Here is an 18,087-nt window from a genome sequence, read left to right as displayed (position 1 = left end):
ATGGAAAGGCACGGCATCGCCATCGCGGTGGCGCTGCACCTGCTCATCATCGGCCTGCTGTCGATCCAGTGGACCGCGGGCGACCGGCGCTTCGACAATCCGCCGATGGAGGTCGATCTGATCGCGGAGACGGCGCCGCAATCGACCGCGCCGGTGATCGCCGAAACCCCGCCCGCCGCGCGGCTGGGCGAAGAGGATGCGACCGACATCGCCGCCCCGCCCGAGCCGGTGCCCGCGCCGCCGGAACCCGAACCGATCGTTCGCCCAACGCCCGCGCCGACGCCCAAGCAGGTGGCGAAGCCCGTTCCGGCGCCACCGAAGAAGGCGCCCCCCGCCGCCGAGAAACCGAAACCCAAGCCCGCGCCCAAGGCACCGCCGAAGAAACAGACCAGCGGCCCGACCGGGCGCCTCGACGGCATCGTCGACGGGCTTGCCAAGTCGCAGCCCAAGGCGCCGGCGAGCAAGGGCGCGCCCGCCGCGGCGACCGCGGCCGAAGTACGCCGGTCGATCGACGTCAGCATCAAGTCGGCGGTCGCGCCGCGCTGGAACGGCTGCCGCGTGTCGGGGGTCGACGTCGATCAGCTCAAGACGGTGGTCAAGTTCCGGCTGACCGAATCGGGCGCTCTCGCGGGTTTCACCAGCGTCACCACGACCGGCGAGAACGACAGCAACAAGTTCCAGGTCCAGCGGCACCAGGAATGCGCGAAACGCGCCGTCGAACTCGCCGCCCCCTTCGACCTGCCGACCGAGAATTACAGCTTCTGGCAGAATTACACGCTCGATTTCATCAAAAGGTAGAGAGAGATGTCCTTTCGCACCACGCTTTCGCTCGCCCTGCTGCTCACCGCCGCGCCGATCGCCGCGCAGGCGCAGGATGCGAGCGCCCCGACCGCGCCCGCCGTCACCCAGACCGAACCGCGCGAGACGATCGAAGGCCAGCTTTCGCAGGAGCGCACGGTCATCGCGGTGCCCGCCTTCGCGACGCCCGCGGTGACGACGGTCGCCGGGCTGCGCACCGACAATCTGGGCCGCGACATCGCGAAGGTGATCGCCGACGACCTCGAGCGCAGCGGCCTTTATGCGCCGCTCGGCCCCGGCAGCGTCCGCGCGATCGGCATGGCAGAGGTCACCGCACCGCGCTTCGCCGACTGGAAGGCGCGCAATGCCGAGAATGTCGTCCACGGCTTCGTGCGCGCGACCGGTACCGGCGGCTTCGTCGTCGGCTGCTATCTCTACGACACCGAACTCGGCAGCGAACTGGTGCGGCAGGGGTTCGAAATCCAGCCCGCCGACTGGCGCCGCGCCGCGCATAAATGCGCCGATGCCATCTATTCGCGCCTGTCGGGCGAATCGCCCTTCTTCGACAGCCGCGTCGCCTACATCGCCGAGAGCGGCCCGAAGGGGAACCGCATCAAGCGGCTCGCGATCATGGATTCGGACGGCGGCAACCACCGCTTCATCACCAACGGCCAGGCGCTCGCGATCAGCCCGCGCTTCTCGCCCGATTACAAGAAGATCGTCTATGTCAGCTATCTGAACAACCGCGTCCGCGTCTTTATCTACGATGTCGCGGCGGGGACGCAGAAGCTGGTGACCGAAAGCGGCAACGCGACCTTCGCCCCGCGCTGGTCGCCCGACGGCAGGCAGATTCTCTATTCGATGGCGGTCGGCGGCAATACCGACATCTATCGCGTCTCAGCGGAGGGCGGCACGCCGGTGCGGCTGACCACGACGCCGGGCATCGACGTCGGCGGCAGCTTTTCGCCCGACGGCAAGAAGATCGTGTTCGAAAGCGACCGGTCGGGCAGCCAGCAGCTCTACACGATGAACATCGACGGATCGAACCAGCAGCGGATCAGCTTCGGCGGCGGGCGCTACGCCACCCCCGAATGGTCGCCGCGCGGCGACCTGATCGCCTTCACCCGCATGGGCGGCGGCGAATTCCGCATCGGCGTGATGACCCCGACCGGCGGCGGCGTCCGCATGCTAACCAACAGCTGGCAGGACGAGGCGCCGACCTGGTCGCCGAACGGGCGCGTCATCCAGTTCTTCCGCACCACGGCGGGCCGCGAAGGCAAGTCGACGCTGTGGCAGGTCGACCTGACCGGCGTGAACCTGCGCCGCCTGCCGACGCCGCAGGACGGATCGGACCCGAGCTGGGGGCCGATCCTGCCCTGACCAATCGGAACCAAAGCGGGGGGCTGGGGTTGCATTATCGCGTGCAACATGGGTTAATCCCTCGCGAAACGACGACGGACCACAACAACAAGAGGACAGAAGACATGACGATACGCAAAAGCACCGCGATGATCGCGGCGATCACCATGCTTGCTGTCGGCGCCTGCTCGCCGAAGCCGCCGAAGGAACTCCCCCCGCGCCCGAAGGCACCGGCACCGATACCGGCGCCAATACCGGCACCGGCGTGGTCCCCGGATCGCAGGAAGATTTCGTCGCCAGCGTCACCTCCGACCGCATCTTCTTCGGCTTCGACCAGTATAATGTCGATGCCGAGGATCAGGCGACGCTGCAGAGCCAGGCGCAGTGGCTCCAGCGCAACCCGGCGGTGCGCGTGACGCTGGAAGGCCATGCCGACGAGCGCGGCACCCGCGACTACAACATCGCGCTGGGCGAGCGCCGCGCCAATGCCGCGAAGAATTATCTCGCCTCGCTGGGCGTCGATCCGTCGCGCATCCAGGTCATCAGCTATGGCAAGGAGCGCCCGGCGGCGCTCGGGTCGAACGAGGAAGCCTGGGCGCAGAACCGCCGCGCGGTGACGGTGGTCATCGGCCGCTGAGCCAGAGCCACAGCGGCACCGCGGCAAAAGCCGCGATGCACGCGAACAGACCGAAGGGGACCCGCCGCGCCGCCAGCGGCCGGTCCCCTTTTCCTTGCGTCGCCAGCGCCCAGACCAACCCGGACAGGCTGGCGAGAAGCAGCATCAGCGGCAGCGCCTGCCAGCCGATCCAGCAGCCGATCGCCGCGACCAGCTTGGGATCGCCGCCGCCCATCCCTTCGCCGCCGCGCAGGCGGCGATAACTCCAGCCGAGCAGCGCCAGCGCGAGCCCGCCGGCCAGCGCGCCGATCCAGCGGTCGAGCAGGCTCGCCTCCAGCATCGGCCCGGCAAAGAGCAGACCGACCGCGGCGAGCAAGGCGTTCAGCCGGTCGGGAAGCCAGAGATGCCGCGCATCGAGCAGCGCAAGCGGCAGCAGCAGCCAGCCGAACACCGCCCAGAGCCATCCCGCCGGTCCGGGCACCATCGCCAGCGCAACAACACCGATCGTCGCGGCGCCGAGTTCGACGCTGGCGTGAAAGGGATCGATCGCCGCGCCGCAATGCCGGCACCGACCGCGCCGCGCCAATGCCGACAGCAGCGGCACCAGATCGCGCACGCCGAGCGCCTGCCCGCACGCATCGCAACACGACCGCCCGCGCACCGATCGCCCGGCGGGCCAGCGCAGCACCAGCGTCGCGATGAAGCTGCCCCAGATCAGCCCGATCGCCGCGGCAAGGATGACGTCGGCCACCGATCCTCAGAACCGGCCGCTGGTCGCGAGCCGGAACCCGTCCGGTCCGGGCTTGAATCCCAGCGCGCCGAGCGCCGCCGCCATCGCCGGATCGCGATCGACATTGATCGCGAACGCCGCGCGATACGCGCCGCTGCCGTCGAACGAAAGCGTCAGCCGCTCCATCCCCGACTGACTCGACAGCGCCGCCTGCGCGCGGCCGTCCGCGCAGGTGAGCGGGCCCGACAGGCCGCGCGACAGGTCGAGGCCGGCGATGGGAGCCGCGACCGACAGTTGCAGTCGTCCTCCCGCTTCGACGCAGCGGCCGTCGGATCCGAAGCGGACGGTGGTGCCCTCGAAGCGCAGCGTATCGACGGGAATCGCGCCCAGTCCGCCCGACACGCTCGTCACGCCGTCAACCTCCGACAGCCCGCGCGGATCGCTGCCATGAAGCCGTCCCGCCAGCGCGCCGAGCCGTTCGTCGCTGCGCGAAAAGGCGAGTTCGATCCGTCCCGTCAACAGCGCGAGCGGCGACAGGCTGGCGTGCACCGTGCCGAGCGGCAGGACGCCGAGCCGCGCGTCGATCAGCGTCCCCGACCAGATCGACCCGCGCACCTCGCGCGCGGCGACCCCGGCATCATCCGCCCCCGCCAGTCCCAGCGCGAGCCGCAGCGGAAAGGTCGCACCGATCAGCAGCAGCGCGAACAGCACCGCCGCCGCGATCCAGCGCCTGCGTCCGCCGGTCACCGGCCGCCCTTTCTGAGGTCGGCGGTCACGCCGACGGTGCCGTCGGCGGCGGGCGTGATGCTGAGTTGATCGATCACGAACCCCTGCGCCTCGAGCGCGGCGAGCCAGTCGATCAGCACGGGGGCCTTCGCCGTGGCGATCGCGATCGTCGCCTGCCGCGCCCCGCGCGCCTCGTTGCGATCGAGCGTCAGGCCGATCTCGCCCGCCGACTGCGCCAGATACTGGTCGATCGACGCCGCATCGACCGCCGCCGCGACCGAAGAGGCCGGGCGCCGCGAAAGCAGCCGCACCTTGGCCGCGACGCGCCCCTCGCGCTCGACCGCGGCGCGATGCGCGGTGTCCAGATCGACGAACGCGGCATAGGCAGGCCGCGCGAGCGCCCACAGCAGCACTGCAAGCGCCAGCACGGCGGCGATGCCGACCAGCCAGCGCTCGCGCTGCGTCAACCCCGCCCACCAGTTTTGCACGCTTTCTCTCATGGGACCGCCCGGATCGTCACATTGGCCATCTGCTGCCCGTCGGTGCCCGCCATCGGCTGCGCCGTGATGCGATAGCCGCGAGCCTGGAGCGCGAGGAGGACCTGGTTGATGTCGTCGATACGCGGCGCGGCGAGCGTCGTCGTCAGCGTGCCGTCGGTGCGGTGCGCCAGCGTGCGCAGCGTCACCCCCGGTGCATCGCGCATCGCGTCATAGAGCGCGGAGGCGGGCACTGAAAAGGCCAGCGGACCGCCCCCCGCCGCGGCAAGGCGCCGGTCGATCTCCGCCTCCGCGGCCGGGGCGTCGGGCGCGGCGATCCCCGCCTGCTCCGCCGCCGCGACGGCCGCCGCATCGGCGCGCCTTGTGTCGGACGCCAACCGGACGGCATGCACGACCGGAATCGCCACGCTGACGAGAAGCAGCGCCAGCAGCCCTCGCCCGGCGAGACGCAACAGCCCCGGATCGACCGCCCAGCGGCGCTTCGGCTTCCACGCCCCGCTGAGCAGGTCGAGCGCGGGCGCGGCGAGCGACAGCAGCAACGCCTGTTGCATCCGCCCCGCATCGAGCGGCGCGATCGTTCGCCCGGCGGCGATCAGCGGGTCGATCTCCGGATCGGACGCATAGGCGCGGTCGGGCGTGCGGACGATCCGTTCGCCGCCGACTTCGGCGAGCCAGAGCGCGTCGGGCTCGGGCGGCGGAACCAGCGCCGCGACGGGCAGGATCGCGGCGGGCGCCAGCCCTTGCGCTTCGAGCCAGCCGGTCCACGCCCGCATCGCGGCCTGGGTAGTGGTCGCCACCGGCACCGCCTGCCCCGCCTCGACCGGTTCGCCGGCGACGATGTGCAGCGCCGCTGCATCGCCCAGACTGTCGCGCAGCGCGTCGATCCGGGCGGCCGCGGCGGCCTGCGCCGGCGCCGCGTCGGAATAGGAGAGCCAGCGAAGCGGCGCATCGGCGGCGGGCGCGAGCGCGATCAGCCGGTCGTCTTCGCCCGCCTCTCCCCTATGCTCCCCGCTCCGTTCCCACGCGTCGACCCGGCCTTCGTCCTGCCCCGAATCGACGATCACGCCGTCGTCGACACGCAGCCAGGCGGGAGGCGGCGCCGATCGGTCGCCGAGCGCCGCGATGCGCGGCAGCCAGAGGAGCAGCGTGCGCGCCATATCAGTCGCTGTCGCCCCAGTCGCGGCGCACGATCGCCGGCGGGGCCGCCCCCGCCACGAGTGCGCCGCCATGGGCATCGATAAGCGCATTGGCCGTCAGCACCCCATCCCCCATCGTCACCCGCGTCCGCAGCATCAGCCAGCGGCTGCCGACGCCCACCTGCGCGGCGGCATCCTGCGGCGGGTCGATCCGCGCGAGCGACGGCGCATTCCAGAATCGCTCGCTGCTGCCATAGCCGTCGGCGGGGCGCGCCGCCAGCGCCGCCCGCACGTCCGCGATCCCGATCTGGCCGGGGACCAGCATCGCGACCAGCGGCGCCTGTTCGGGCCGCAGCGTGTTGACGTTGATCTTCACCGGCTCGGCGAGCGGTAGCGCGCATATCCACGGCCGCAGCCGCGCATAAAGCTTTGGCGTGACCCCGCGCACGGCGCGCAACTCGCTGCTGTCCGCCATCTTGCGGTTGGCGGCGAGATACGGCGTCTGCATCGCGCGATAGGCGCCGTCCTCGGCGCCGAGCGGCGCTTCGTTGGCGTCGCTGTCGATCCAGTCGGCGGTCGCGGCGGCAACCGCCTGCGCTTCGCCGCGGTCGATGCCGAGCAGCGCCATCAATTCCGCGAACTGCGCGACCGCGCCGGGCCGCTGGCTGAGCCGGCCCGGCATCGTCTCGGAAGCGAGGCTGTTGAGGTTGAAGCAATTGGCGGCGTCGGTCAGCCGCGCCGTTCCCGCGCCGCCGGGCAGCGGCAGATCGAAATCGCGGCCGAGCCAGCCGCCCGCGAGCGTCAGCTTCGCCGGATCGCGCGCCACGAGGTCGGCGACGCGGCGCAGCGCGATCTGTTCGGCGGCAAAGGCGTAGGCGCGCCCCTGATCGACCGTGGCGGCGCTGCCCGCGATGCGCGTCGCCAGCGTCAGCCGGTCGAGCGCGGTCGCGGCGATCACCGCCATCACCGCGACGAGCAGCAGCACGCTGAGCAGCGCGGCGCCGCGTTCGTCCCGGCGCCGCTTCATGGCGCGATCTCCGCCGGAACCGGCGGCGGCAGCATGGTCGGCGCGACCAGAAAGGCCATGGTCAGCGGTGCGCGGCCGGTGCGTGTCAAACGCACCTCGACCGCGCGCGGCAGGCGGTCGCCGGGCTCCGACGTCCAGCTTTCCGACCAGGCGCCGTCATCGCCACGATAGCGAACCGCGACACCGGTCACGTCGCCAACCAGCCGGTCGCCTTCGGAAAGCGCCGTGCCGTCGAGCATCGGCTGGACGGCGCGGCGCCACTCGCCGCCGACCAGCGCATAGCCGACGCGCTCGACCGAAGGTCGCGGCGCGCCGTCGTGGGCGGCCGCCCCGGCGTGGACGAAGGCGAAGCCGGTCGCCGATCCGAAGAAGGCCGGCACCGCCTCCCCCGCCGGGCCACGCGTCGAGCGCTGCACCGCCTGTGCAAGATCGTTCGCCATCACCGCGCGCAGCCGGTTGGTCCCGCTCATCGCCTGGAGCCGCGCCTGCACCGCGTCCTGCGTATCGACGCTGCTGCGGAGCAGGCCAACCCCGATCGCCGCGATCGCGGCAAAGAGCGACAGCGCGACGAGCATTTCGACGAGGGTGAAGCCGCGCTGCCCGTCAGGGTGGCGCGCCCCGGCGGACGCCGGGGCCTCGGGAGGTCGCACGGAACACCGCTTTACAGCACCCTGGACCCCGGCCTTCGCCGGGGAGCACGAGAAAGGCGGCCGGCGATATGTCACCGCGACGACCTGACGATCGTCAGCGCCGCCTGACCGCGACCGCTTTCGGGGCGCACGATCAGGTCGATGCGCAGCAGGCTGTCGTCGGCGGTGCGCGCGACGCGCTGTTCGATGCGCCAGTTGCGGCCGGCGTTGGCAACGCCGACCGCGCTGGCGCCGATCGTCGGCGGTACGGGGTCGGTCCAGATTTCGACCGCGCGATTCTGCGCGACGATGCCCGCGACCGTGCGCTCGTCGAGGTCGCCCGCCGAGCGGACCGCATAGGCGTCGAGCCGCACCAGCGTCAGCGCCGCGATGCTGATGATGCTGAGCGCGACGAGCATTTCCAGCAAGGTGAAGCCGCGATCATCGGCCCTTGTTCGCGCCCCGGCGGACGCCGCGGCCCCGAGCGGCGGCGAGCCGCGCTCGATGTCGTGGACCCCGGCTTTCGCCGGGGAACGGTTCCGCCTATTCGTCACGACCGATCTCCCCGGTCGCCGAGACGCGGATCACCGCGCGCGCGTCGCCGCTCGACAGCCGCAGCGCCTGCGGCGTCGGGCTGGTGCCGACGCGGTCGAAGAGAATGCGCGCGACCGCCTGTCCGTCCCCGGCCGCGAACCCCGTTCCCGAGGGCCAGTTCCGCCGCTCGAACGCACGGCCGGGGAGCGGCTGCCACGCGCCGTCGACGCGGCGCGCGAAGCCATAGCCCGAGGGCGCGAAGTCGACCGCGACGCTGCGCCCCTCGATCACCGCGACGTCGCGCGCGGCGGCGAGCCGCGCCGCGAGCCGGTCGGCCTCGCTGCGCAGCCCGCGCTCCTCACCAGGAATGGTGAGCACGACCGCGGTGGCGGCCAGCGCGAGGATCGCCAGCACCACCATCAGTTCGACGAGCGTGAATCCCCGGTTCCCGACGCCGCGACGCGCCGCGCGCGGCTCAACTGTCTCCGCGGATATCGGCATTTTCGTCTGTCCCGCCCGGCGCGCCGTCGGCGCCGAGCGACCAGACGTCGAACGCCTTTCCGTTCGCGGCGGGCGCCTGATAATTATAGGGCCGTCCCCACGGATCGCTCGGCAGCTTCTTGATATAGCCGCCGCGACGGTAGCGTTCGGGCTGGCCGAGCGAGGGCGGCGCGGTGACGAGCGCGTTCAGTCCGTCGCTGGTCGCCGGATAGGTGAGATTGTCGAGGCGATATTGTTCGAGCGCGTTTTCCAGCGTGGCGATATCGGCCTTTGCCTTGGTCACCATCGCCTTGTCCTGGCTCGGCAGCACGTTGATCATCACCACCGTCGCGAGCAGCCCGATGATGAAGATCACCACCATCAGTTCGGTCAGGGTGAAGCCGCGTTCGCCCTTGCGGCGGCGGCGCCGAACGGCGGGGCGCGAGGAATCGAGCATCAGGCGAAGGAAAAGCTGCATCAGCGACATCTATTATAGCCCCGCAAGGTTCTGCAACTGGAGGATCGGCAGCAGGATGGAGAGGATGATCAAGGCGACGCACGACCCCATAACGACAATTATGACAGGTTCGAGTAACGCCATCGACGCCGCCGTGAAGCGGTCGAACTCGCGCTCCAGATAATCGGCGGCGCGTTCGAGCATCGCCTCCAGCCGCCCCGCGCTTTCGCCGCTCGCGGTCATGTAGACGAGCAGCGGCGGGAACACCCCCGCATCGCGAAGTGCCGACGACAGGCTGCCGCCGGCGCGCACCTGATCGACGAGCCCCGCGGTCGCGGCGGCGAGCGCGGCGTTGCGGATCGTCGGCACCGTCAGCCGCAGCCCCTCGACCAGCGGCAGCCGGCTCGACACCATCGTCGCGAGGGTGCGCGCGAAGCGGGCGGCGTACAGGTCGCGCAGCAGCCGGCCGATCAGCGGCAGGCGCAGAAGCCGCGCATCGACCCGCGCCTTGAACGCCGGGCGGCGCATCGCCGTCGTCCAGCCGAAGGCGGCCGCGGCGAGCAGCAGCGCGATCAGCCACCACCAGCCCGCGAGGAAGCCCGAGATCGCGATCACCGCGCGGGTCAGGAAGGGAAGCTGCTGCCCGACGTCGGTGAACTGTTCGACGACACGCGGGACGACGAAGATCATCAGCGCCGCGACGACCCCGACCGCGACGATGGCGAGCACGATCGGATAGGCGAGCGCCGCGATCAGCTTGCCGCGCACCTCGGCCTGGCGTTCGAGCAGGTCGGCGAGCCGCGCGAGGATCAGCGTCAGGCTGCCGGTCGTCTCCCCCGCCGCGACCATCGCGCGGTAAAGCGGCGGAAAGCTGCGCGGCTGGCGCGCCATCGCATCGGCGAGGCGGCGGCCTTCGAGCAGCCCGGCGTGGACGTCGCCGATCACCGCGCGCGCGCTTTCCGCTTCGCTCTGGCGGCCCAGCGTGCGCAGCGCCTCTTCGAGCGGCGCGACCTCGGCCAGCGTCGCCAGCTGGCGCGTGAACAGCGCGAGGTCCCTCGCGGTCAGGCGGTCGCGGCGCCGCGCGAGAAACAGCGAGCGGCCGGCCGGTCGCGCGCCCGCTTCCTCCACCGCGACGATGTGGAAGCGGCGCGCGGTCAGGTCGGCGCGCGCGGCATCGTCGTTCGCGGCGCGGAGGCGCCCGCGGCGCTCGCGCCCGCGCGGGTCGATCGCGACATAGCGATAGTCAGGCATCGACATCCTCGCGCCGCGCGATGCGGATCGCCTCCTCGGGCGTGGTCAGTCCCTTCGCGACCATCGCGCGCGCCGCCGAAGCGAGGGTCGGCGATTTGAGGAAGGCGTGTTTCGCGATCATCGTCTCGTCGCCGCCGGCGTAGATGTAGCGGCGGATCGTTTCGTCGACCCGGATCGCCTCGAACACGCCGATGCGGCCCTTGAAACCGCTGTGGCCGCACGCCTCGCAGCCCTTCGGGCGCCAGATCACCGTGCCGATGTCGAGCCCGAGCACCGCGGCGATGCCGTTGTCGGCCTGCACCGGCTCGCGGCAATGGTCGCAGAGCTTGCGGACCAGCCGCTGCGCCAGCACCGCGCGCAGCGTCGAGGCGAGCAGGAAGGGCTCGACCTTCAGGTCCTTGAGGCGGGTGATCGCGCCCACCGCGTCGTTGGTGTGGACGGTCGAAAGCACGAGGTGGCCGGTCAGCGACGCCTGCACCGCGATGTCGGCGGTCTCGCGGTCGCGGATTTCGCCGACCATCACGACGTCGGGGTCCTGGCGCAGGATCGCGCGCAGCCCCGCCGCGAAATCGAGCCCGACCTTCGGGTTCACCTGCGTCTGGCCGACGCCGTCGACGGCATATTCGACGGGATCCTCGACGGTCAGGATATTCCGCTGCCCGTCGTTCAACTGCTTGAGCGCCGCATAGAGCGTCGTCGTCTTGCCCGACCCGGTGGGCCCGGTGACGAGGATGATGCCGTTCGGTTCGGCGAGCGCCTCGCGCAATATGCGGTCGGCCTCGCCCGTCAGGCCGAGGACGTCGAAGTCGATCCCCGCCGTGTCCTTGTCGAGGATGCGCATCACGACGCGCTCGCCGGCGCGGCTCGGCAGGGTCGACACGCGCACGTCGACCGCCTTGCCCGCGAGCGTCAGCGCGATGCGCCCGTCCTGCGGCACCCGGCGCTCCGCGATGTCGAGGCGCGCCATCACCTTGATGCGGCTGACGACGACCGGCGCAACGTGCGGCGGCATGCGCAGATGCTCGCGCAGCACGCCGTCGGTGCGCATCCGCACGACCAGCCCGCTTTCATAGGGCTCGACATGGATGTCGCTGACCCCCTGCCGCACCGCCTCGGCGATGATCGCGTTGATCAGGCGGATCGCGGGGGCGTCGTCGGCGCTGTCGAGCAGGTCCTCGGCGCTCGGCAGGCCGCCCGCGATCAGGTCGATGTCGCCGCCGTCGAGCGAGCCCGCCATCGCCGCCGCCGACGCGTCGACGGCATAATGATCGGACAGCAGGCGGTCGAAATCGGCGGGCGGCGCGGTGGCGACGCGCAGCGGCGCCGCGAGGTGACGCTTGACCTCGATCAGCACCGCGGGATCGCTGCCCTCGCGCAGCGTCGCCAGCCACACGCCGTCCTCGCCCGGCGCGATGACGACGCCGTGCGCGCGCGCGAAGCCATAGGGGATATCGACCGGCGGCGCAGGGGGCATGGCCGGTTCGGCGGCGGTCACCGATCCGCTCCCCCCGGCCGCGGCGCGTCCCCGACCGACGGCGGCACCTCGGTCGGCGTGACGGTGCCGTCGGCGCCGCGCAGCGCGGGAAGGTCGACCGGGCCGACGGTGGTGTCGGCGGCGGTCGGCGCGCTCGGCAGCGGCGGCACCGTGCCCAGATAGTCGCGCACCAGCGCATCGATCGCCGGCTCGGCGTCGGGATTGCGGCGAAGCTGGGCGTCGCGGATGAAGCCGTAGCGGCGCGCGGTGAGCGCGGCATTGTCCTCGCGGCTGCGCAGCACGGTCGGGCGGATGAACACCATCAGGTTGGTCTTGGCGCGGCTGCGGGTGCGCGACTTGAACAGTTCGCCGATCAGCGGAATGTCGCTGAGCAGCGGCACGCGCTCGATCGTCCGCCGCTCGTCGTCGTTGAGCAGGCCGCCGATCGCCAGTATCTGGCCGTCATCGACGGTCAGCGTCGTTTCGAAATAGCGCTTGTTGAGGATCAGGTCGCTGTTGCGCGAGGATACCGGGCCGGCAACGCTCGACACCTCCTGCCGCACGAACAGCTTGACCTCGCCCGCCGCGTTGACCTGCGGCGTGACCTCCAGCTTGATGCCGACCTCTTCGCGCTGGACGGTGCGGAAGGCGTTGTCGAAATTGTCGCTGAGCGCCTCGCCGGTGGTGATCGGCACCTCCTGCCCGACCAGGAATTTCGCCGCCTGATTGTCGAGCGTCACGATATGCGGCGTCGCCAGCAGGTTCGAACTGGTATCCGACCGCACCGCGTTGATGATCGTGCCGAACACGGTGTTTTTGCCGATATCCCCCGCGAAACCGCCGAAGCCGCCGGTCGCCTGAAGGATCGAGGCCGCCGCCGCTTCCTGCAGGCTGTTGCCCAGCGCGCTCGTCGTCTGGGTGACGGTGGTGGTGCCGTTGACCGTCGTCGTTTCCTGGGTCAGCCGGTTGGCCGCATAGGCGCCGCCGATCGTCAGGATGTTCGGCACCGCGTTGCTGTAATTGGTCGCGGCGAACGGAATATTCTTGCCGCCGAGCAGGAACTGGACGCCGAGCCGCTTCGCCGCATCGTCGCCGATCTCGACCACCACCGCCTCGACCAGCACCTGCTCGCGCCGTGCGTCGAGCTGGCGGATCAGTTCGCCGAGCATGCGCTGCACGTCGGAATTGGCGGCGACGATGATCGCGTTCGCGCCTTCGTAGCGGGTGACGATCGCGGGTCCGCGCGTCGCGATGCTGCCGCCCGATCCGCCGACGCCGGCGGACGCAGCGGCCGGCGCCGCGGCGGGTGCGGCCCCACCCTCGCCCGCCGACCCGAAGGAGGAGGACGCAGGGGGAAGCCCCGCCTTCTGCGCCGGGTCGCTGCCGCCGCCGACGAGCTGCTGCAAGGTCGGAAGCAGCGTCTCGGCATTCGCATGTTCGAGCCAATAGACGCGCAATTCGGTGCCGCCCGCCGCCTTCTGGTCGAGGTCGCGCGCCATCTGGACGAAGCGCGCGACCATCGCCTGGTCGCCGCGCAGCGCGATGGCGTTGCTGCTGTCGATGGGGACGACCGCGAGCGGCGCCTGCGCCCCCTCCCCGGCCGCGGGCACCAGCGCCTGCAGGGCCGCGGCGATCTCGCGCGCGCCGGCATTCTTCAGCGATACGATCTCGCTGGTCGAGCTGTCGCGGTCGATGCTGGCGGCAAGCGCGCGGATGCGGCGGATATTGTCGGCGAAATCGGCGACGACGAGGCTGTTGGCGTTGCGGTTCGCGGTCAGCGAGCCCTGCGCGCTGACCAGCGGGCGCAGCGTTTCGACCGCCGCGACCGCGTCGATGTGGCGCAGGCGGATGATCTCGGTCACGAACTGGTTCTGCGCCGCGCGGTCGCTGCCGATGCGACCGGGCTGCGCCGCGGCGCCGTCGATCGGCTGGATGCGATAGCTGCCGTTCGGGCCCGGCACCGCGACCAGCCCGTTCGAGCGCAGGGTGGCGAGGAATATCTCGAAATATTCGCTGCGCGACAGCGGCCGGTCGGTGACGACCGACACCTTGCCGCCCACGCGCCCGTCGATGACGAAGGTGCGCCCGGTGATCCGCGCCGCGTCCTGGATGAAGGCGCGAATGTCGGCGTCGCGGACGTTGAGCGTATACTGGGCCGACGCGGGGGCCGGTGCGGCGGAAACGAGCGCGACGGCCAGCATCAGGGAAAGTTTGAAGCGCATGAACCTACGGCTTTGACAGGAAGAGGGCGATGGGGACGACGCCCGCGCCGCGCTCGACCTCGAGCGACAGGCGCGCGCCCGGCGTGAACTGGCCCGCGAGCGCCGCGACGTCGCCCGCGGATGCGATCGGGCGGCCGCCGACCGACCGGATGACGTCGCCGGGGCGCAGGCCCGCGGCGCGGAAGGCGGTGCCGTCGCCCTGCGGCTGAACGACGAGGCCGGTGACGCGCCCACCCTCGCTGCGCGGTGCGAAGGCGACCCCCGCCTTCAGCGCGGCGGGCGAGAGTTCGCCGCCAGCGGCGGGTGCCGCAGGCTCAGGGGTCGGCATGGGAAGCGATGATGCGGGACTGGCGACCGGCGCCTCGCCGCTCTGGTCGAGGAACAGGCTTTCGCGCGCACCGCCGCGGTCGAGCACCACATGGTCGAAGGCGACGCCCGCGAGCGTCACCCCCGGCGCGATCTCGTCACCGACCGCATAGCTTGCCTGCACGCCGTCCTCGCCCGCGATGATCGCCGAGCCGCCGCCGGTCGCCTCGTTGATATTGACGCCGTGGAGGGTCAGCCCGAGCGCGGTGACGGTCGCGCTTGCCGGTCCCTGCGCCGCGGTGCGGAAGAAGGGATCGAAGCCCGCGAACAGCGCGCGCCGTTCGGCGGGCGATGCGATCGCCGCGGTCTGCGGCTGCCATGCGCCGAGCGGCGCCAGCGGCACGATCAGCGCCCACAGCAGGCGCACGGCCTGCAGCACGAGCAGCGCGCCGATCAGGCCGATAAGCAGCGTCGGCGCCAGCGCGCGCGGCGAGCGCCGGCCGCCGCGCAGCCACGCGGGAAACGCGCGCGGCAGCCGCAAGGCCGATCCGGGCATCACCATCGCCATGAAATCCCTTTGTCCCCCCGAGGCTGAATCTGCGGCACGCGAATCGCCCTAGGGCCGATCGGTGACAATCAGTTGACGGGAAGATTACAGTTTTTTGTCAGTGGAGCGAGTCCGAGGGTGAATGCCCTTCCATGAAGAGGAAGGGCAGCCGCATTGCCATGGCATGATGCCGTCAAGGGACCGTCACCCGCGAGCGGCGCAGCCGCGCGGCAATCCAGAGCAGGCGTAAGCCGCCCTGGATTGCTTCGCTCCGCTCGCAATGACGCAAAAAGGGGGTCGATCCGAAGTTATCGGAATCTACGGCCTGTGGGGGTTCGGGGTTCGGCACGGCTTTACCCATTCGTCACCCGGAACTTGGTTCAGGGTCCATGGCCGGACCTTCCCTTTTGCGCCGTCGTTCAGTCGAGGGCAGACCATGGACCCTGAAACAAGTTGGGATATATACCCTTCAGGCAAGTAGGGAGCTGTTCCCCGGCGAAAGCCGGGGTCCAGATGGCACAGCGCTACCACGCATGGACCCCGGCTTTCGCCGGGGAACAGTTGACGAATGGGAAAAGCTGTGCCGAACCCTAAATCCCCACAGGACAGAGTCTAGAATTTGAGCGACGCGCTCAGCGAGAAGGTGCGGCCGAGCTTGTAGCGGTTGAAATAGATGCGGTTGCTCCCCGATTCCTGCACCTCCTTGTAGGTGCGGCCGGTCAGGTTGCGGGCCTCGAACTTCAGTTCGATCTCCTTGCCCAGCAGCATCAGGCCCTGCCGCGCGATGAAATCGAGCGAGACGCCCGGCTTTTCGAGCAGGTCGGGCTGCCCCGACGGACCGCGGCTGGTGACGCGCGGGCTGGCATAGGTCAGCAGCAACGTCTGCTGCGACAGCCGGTCGGTGTCCTCCAGCCCGATCTGGACGTTGACCAGATGGTCCGACTGGCCGGTCAGCGGCGCGCCGTCGAAGAAATAATTGGCCGCGTCCTGCCGGGTCCCGTCGATGACGGTGGTGTCGCCCGCGCCGACCTTTATCTTCGACTGCGTGTAGGTGTAGTTGCCGATCAGCACGAGCCGGCGGCTGGCCCAGAAGGCCCCATCCGACATATTGTCCAGCGGCACATATTTCTGAAGCTCGACCTCGGCGCCATAGAGCGTCGCCTTGGGCGCGTTGGCGTAGCTGGTGTTGATCGACGAATCCGAGATCGAGGTATAGGCCTCGATCGGATTGTCGATCGCCTTGTAGAAGCCGGCGACCGACAGCCGCTGATCGCGCCCGAAATACCATTCGTAGCGCGCCTCGGCATTCCACAGCTCGCTGTCGGTGAGCGACGGGTTGCCGCGGTACAGGCGGTTCGATTCGGGGTCCTGATAGACCTGCGCCACCAGTTCGCGGAACTGCGGGCGCGCGATCGTCTTCGACCCGCTCGCGCGAAGCTGCATGTCGGGTGCCAGTTCCCAGGTCAGCGTCACCGCCGGTAGCCAGTAATCGCGGTCGAGGTTGGTCGCCACTATCGCCGACGAGCCGCTGCCGAACAGGTCGACCGGCGCGACCGTCTGCTTCGCCTGTTCATAGCGGACGCCCGCATTGACATTGACCCCCGGCACGATCTCGGCCTGAAGCTGGGCATAACCCGCGTGGGTGCGCAGCTTGGCATCGAAGGCCGCGGTGCCGTCCTGCGCCGAGGTTTCGATCATCGTGATGTCGTAGAGCTGGATCGTCGCGTCGGAGAGCAGATAGTCGGGGCGGAGCTGCTGCACCGCCAGCGGCAGGTTCGAGGCGCGGAACAGGAAGGACCGGCGCGTCGCGACGCGGTGCGTGTCGCTGTAGGCATAGCCGACCGTCGCGCTGACGCGCGGCGCGATTTCATAGGACAGGTCGACGCCGCCCGACCATAGGTCCTCGTTCAGCTCCGAAAAGGCGATCGACGCGTCGCCGCGGCTGCCGCCGAGGTCATTGACGAACTTGCCGCCGACCGGGTCCTGTTCGGGAGGCAGGTTGGTGCGGACATAGGTGAAGCTGCGCTCATAGGGCGCCTCGCGCTGCGAATTGGCGTAGGCGCCGCGCAGGTCGAGCGACAGCCGGTCGAACTTGAACTCGCCGACGAACTGGGTGTTGATCAGCTGCCGTTCGTACCAGGCGGTGTCCTGCTTCATGATGTCGCGGTCGGACTGGTTGCGGTCGGTGCCGAGCGCGAGCCGGGCCTGTTTCAGCGTGTCGCGGATATAGAGGCTGGTCCAGCGCAGCTTGTGTTCGCCGAGTTCCAGCCCGAAGCCGAGCAGGCCGTTCACGACGACGCGATTGTCGGTGACGACGCGGTTATAGCTCGACTGCGGATCGCCCGACAGGTCGCGCTCGACCGAGGTCTGCTGCAGCGTGTCGCGGGTGCGCCACTTGTTGCTGATCCCGGCGGTCGCGATGATGCCCAGTTCGCCGCCCGGAAGCGCGATCGTCGTGCCGCCGGTGAGCCCCGCCGACCAGTTGACCGGGATATGGTCGTTCTGCTGGAGGAGCGTCGTCGGCGCGTTCGACAGCTGCATCGCCATCGCCTTCAGCTCGTCGCGGCTGAAATCGGCACCCTCGAGGATCGGCTTGCCGCTGGCCAGCGCGGCGGCGAACAGCGGCGGCACGTCGCGGGTGCCGTCGTCGAACCCCGTCCAGTCGGTGTCGCTGCCATAATAGGTGTAGCCGAGCTGATTGGTCGTCTCGCTGTCCCAGCCGATGCCGCCCGACAGGGTCAGGAAGGGTTCGCGCGGGGTCGCCTTGGTCGTCAGGTTGATCACCCCGCCGCCGAACTCGCCGGGGAAATTCACCGAATAGCTTTTCTGGACGAGCGTCGAATCGATGACGTTGGACGGAAAGATGTCGAGCGGCACGACGCGCTTCAGCGGCTCGGGGCTCGGCAGCGGCGATCCGTTGAGCAAGGCCAGCGAATAGCGGTCGCCGAGGCCACGGACATAGACGAAGCCGCCGCCGACGACCGAAAGGCCGGTCACGCGCTGGAGCGAGCCCGAGATGTCGCCTTCGCCGGTGCGCGCGATGTCGGCCGAGGAGAGCACCGACACGACCTCCGGCGTCGCGCGGACGACATTGGGGGTGAAGCGGCCGGTGACGACAATCTCCTGCCCGCCGCCGCCGGGGATCGAGACGTCGCCCTGTGCCTCGTCGGACGCCGGGCGTTCGCCGGCGGGCGCCGCGCCTTCGGCCGGCTCCTGCTGGGCGAGGGCGGCCGGCGCGACGAGCGCGGAGCTGAGGAGAAGCAGGCTGGCGAAGATCGGCCGCTTGGTCATGTGGAGT

Annotated in this window: 17 protein-coding genes; 3 read left to right on the top strand and 14 right to left on the bottom strand. The window is 70.3% G+C overall.

Annotation, left to right across the window (positions count from 1 at the left end):
- From SGRAN_RS06140 to pal, 3 genes are all read left to right on the top strand, one after another.
- Entirely contained in the window at window positions 1–798 is a 798-nt protein-coding gene (locus SGRAN_RS06140; protein WP_237233860.1) for a hypothetical protein, read from the top strand.
- A gap of 6 nt (window positions 799–804) precedes the next feature.
- Window positions 805–2,178, top strand: coding sequence for a Tol-Pal system beta propeller repeat protein TolB (tolB, locus tag SGRAN_RS06135; protein WP_067181652.1), 1,374 nt, complete (start codon window positions 805–807; stop codon window positions 2,176–2,178).
- Between the two features lie 244 nt (window positions 2,179–2,422).
- Window positions 2,423–2,794, top strand: a complete 372-nt coding sequence (gene pal / locus SGRAN_RS06130) for a peptidoglycan-associated lipoprotein Pal (RefSeq protein WP_404950401.1) — start codon at window positions 2,423–2,425, stop codon at window positions 2,792–2,794.
- On the opposite strand, the gene SGRAN_RS06125 is transcribed toward pal, so the two are convergent.
- The 14 genes from SGRAN_RS06125 to SGRAN_RS06060 all read right to left on the bottom strand — a co-directional run bounded on the left by SGRAN_RS06125 (window position 2,781) and on the right by SGRAN_RS06060 (window position 18,080).
- Window positions 2,781–3,524, bottom strand: coding sequence for a prepilin peptidase (locus SGRAN_RS06125; protein ID WP_067181651.1), 744 nt, complete (start codon window positions 3,522–3,524; stop codon window positions 2,781–2,783). The two genes, pal and SGRAN_RS06125, sit on opposite strands and share 14 nt — an antisense overlap.
- A 6-nt stretch (window positions 3,525–3,530) precedes the next feature.
- Window positions 3,531–4,250 carry a type II secretion system protein N gene (gene gspN / locus SGRAN_RS06120; protein ID WP_067181649.1) on the bottom strand — a complete coding sequence of 240 codons (720 nt, stop codon included), beginning with the start codon at window positions 4,248–4,250 and terminating at the stop codon, window positions 3,531–3,533.
- Window positions 4,247–4,717, bottom strand: coding sequence for a type II secretion system protein GspM (gene gspM / locus SGRAN_RS06115; RefSeq protein ID WP_237233859.1), 471 nt, complete (start codon window positions 4,715–4,717; stop codon window positions 4,247–4,249). Before gspM ends, gspN begins: the two co-directional genes overlap by 4 nt.
- 8 nt (window positions 4,718–4,725) lie before the next feature.
- Window positions 4,726–5,883 (bottom strand): type II secretion system protein GspL, encoded by a 1,158-nt coding sequence (gene gspL / locus SGRAN_RS06110; protein WP_067181644.1) that lies wholly within the window; start codon window positions 5,881–5,883, stop codon window positions 4,726–4,728.
- Between the two features lies 1 nt (window position 5,884).
- On the bottom strand, window positions 5,885–6,889 hold the full coding sequence (gene gspK, locus SGRAN_RS06105; RefSeq protein WP_067181642.1) for a type II secretion system minor pseudopilin GspK: 1,005 nt from the start codon (window positions 6,887–6,889) through the stop codon (window positions 5,885–5,887).
- Complete coding sequence (gspJ, locus tag SGRAN_RS06100; protein WP_148650808.1) at window positions 6,886–7,539, bottom strand: type II secretion system minor pseudopilin GspJ; 654 nt, start codon at window positions 7,537–7,539, stop codon at window positions 6,886–6,888. The genes gspK and gspJ overlap by 4 nt, the downstream gene beginning before the upstream one ends.
- Before the next feature lie 71 nt (window positions 7,540–7,610).
- Entirely contained in the window at window positions 7,611–8,072 is a 462-nt protein-coding gene (gene gspI / locus SGRAN_RS06095; RefSeq protein WP_237233852.1) for a type II secretion system minor pseudopilin GspI, read from the bottom strand.
- On the bottom strand, window positions 8,062–8,553 hold the full coding sequence (locus SGRAN_RS06090; protein ID WP_067181636.1) for a GspH/FimT family pseudopilin: 492 nt from the start codon (window positions 8,551–8,553) through the stop codon (window positions 8,062–8,064). Before SGRAN_RS06090 ends, gspI begins: the two co-directional genes overlap by 11 nt.
- Complete coding sequence (gspG, locus tag SGRAN_RS06085) at window positions 8,528–9,010, bottom strand: type II secretion system major pseudopilin GspG (RefSeq protein ID WP_067181633.1); 483 nt, start codon at window positions 9,008–9,010, stop codon at window positions 8,528–8,530. Before gspG ends, SGRAN_RS06090 begins: the two co-directional genes overlap by 26 nt.
- Window positions 9,011–9,022: 12 nt before the next feature.
- On the bottom strand, window positions 9,023–10,240 hold the full coding sequence (gene gspF / locus SGRAN_RS06080) for a type II secretion system inner membrane protein GspF (RefSeq protein WP_067186934.1): 1,218 nt from the start codon (window positions 10,238–10,240) through the stop codon (window positions 9,023–9,025).
- Window positions 10,233–11,714: a type II secretion system ATPase GspE gene (gene gspE, locus SGRAN_RS06075; protein WP_067186935.1), complete on the bottom strand. Its 1,482-nt coding sequence runs from the start codon at window positions 11,712–11,714 to the stop codon at window positions 10,233–10,235. Before gspE ends, gspF begins: the two co-directional genes overlap by 8 nt.
- Window positions 11,715–11,731: 17 nt before the next feature.
- The gene (gene gspD / locus SGRAN_RS06070; protein WP_067181631.1) at window positions 11,732–13,936 is read right to left on the bottom strand and encodes a type II secretion system secretin GspD; all 2,205 of its coding nucleotides are present in this window, start codon (window positions 13,934–13,936) and stop codon (window positions 11,732–11,734) included.
- A gap of 4 nt (window positions 13,937–13,940) precedes the next feature.
- On the bottom strand, window positions 13,941–14,810 hold the full coding sequence (locus tag SGRAN_RS06065; protein WP_067181628.1) for a type II secretion system protein N: 870 nt from the start codon (window positions 14,808–14,810) through the stop codon (window positions 13,941–13,943).
- Window positions 14,811–15,401: 591 nt separating this feature from the next.
- Window positions 15,402–18,080, bottom strand: coding sequence for a TonB-dependent receptor domain-containing protein (locus SGRAN_RS06060; protein WP_067181626.1), 2,679 nt, complete (start codon window positions 18,078–18,080; stop codon window positions 15,402–15,404).
- Between the last annotated feature and the right edge of the window lie 7 nt (window positions 18,081–18,087).

The sequence above is a fragment of the Sphingopyxis granuli genome (assembly GCF_001559015.1).
GTDB classification, from domain to species: domain Bacteria; phylum Pseudomonadota; class Alphaproteobacteria; order Sphingomonadales; family Sphingomonadaceae; genus Sphingopyxis; species Sphingopyxis granuli.
The sequence above is the reverse complement of the archived record's forward strand: the minus strand, read 5'-3'. Positions and strand labels throughout refer to the sequence as shown.

What these genes read in the sequence shown, in the direction of transcription:
- gspL (WP_067181644.1), bottom strand. Translation starts at nt 5,883, where the DNA reads ATGGCGCGCACGCTGCTCCTCTGGCTGCCGCGCATCGCGGCGCTCGGC.
- SGRAN_RS06140 (WP_237233860.1), top strand. Translation starts at nt 1, where the DNA reads ATGGAAAGGCACGGCATCGCCATCGCGGTGGCGCTGCACCTGCTCATC.
- SGRAN_RS06065 (WP_067181628.1), bottom strand. Translation starts at nt 14,810, where the DNA reads ATGGCGATGGTGATGCCCGGATCGGCCTTGCGGCTGCCGCGCGCGTTT.
- gspG (WP_067181633.1), bottom strand. Translation starts at nt 9,010, where the DNA reads ATGCAGCTTTTCCTTCGCCTGATGCTCGATTCCTCGCGCCCCGCCGTT.
- gspF (WP_067186934.1), bottom strand. Translation starts at nt 10,240, where the DNA reads ATGCCTGACTATCGCTATGTCGCGATCGACCCGCGCGGGCGCGAGCGC.
- gspD (WP_067181631.1), bottom strand. Translation starts at nt 13,936, where the DNA reads ATGCGCTTCAAACTTTCCCTGATGCTGGCCGTCGCGCTCGTTTCCGCC.
- tolB (WP_067181652.1), top strand. Translation starts at nt 805, where the DNA reads ATGTCCTTTCGCACCACGCTTTCGCTCGCCCTGCTGCTCACCGCCGCG.
- gspE (WP_067186935.1), bottom strand. Translation starts at nt 11,714, where the DNA reads ATGCCCCCTGCGCCGCCGGTCGATATCCCCTATGGCTTCGCGCGCGCG.
- SGRAN_RS06060 (WP_067181626.1), bottom strand. Translation starts at nt 18,080, where the DNA reads ATGACCAAGCGGCCGATCTTCGCCAGCCTGCTTCTCCTCAGCTCCGCG.
- SGRAN_RS06090 (WP_067181636.1), bottom strand. Translation starts at nt 8,553, where the DNA reads ATGCCGATATCCGCGGAGACAGTTGAGCCGCGCGCGGCGCGTCGCGGC.
- gspK (WP_067181642.1), bottom strand. Translation starts at nt 6,889, where the DNA reads ATGAAGCGGCGCCGGGACGAACGCGGCGCCGCGCTGCTCAGCGTGCTG.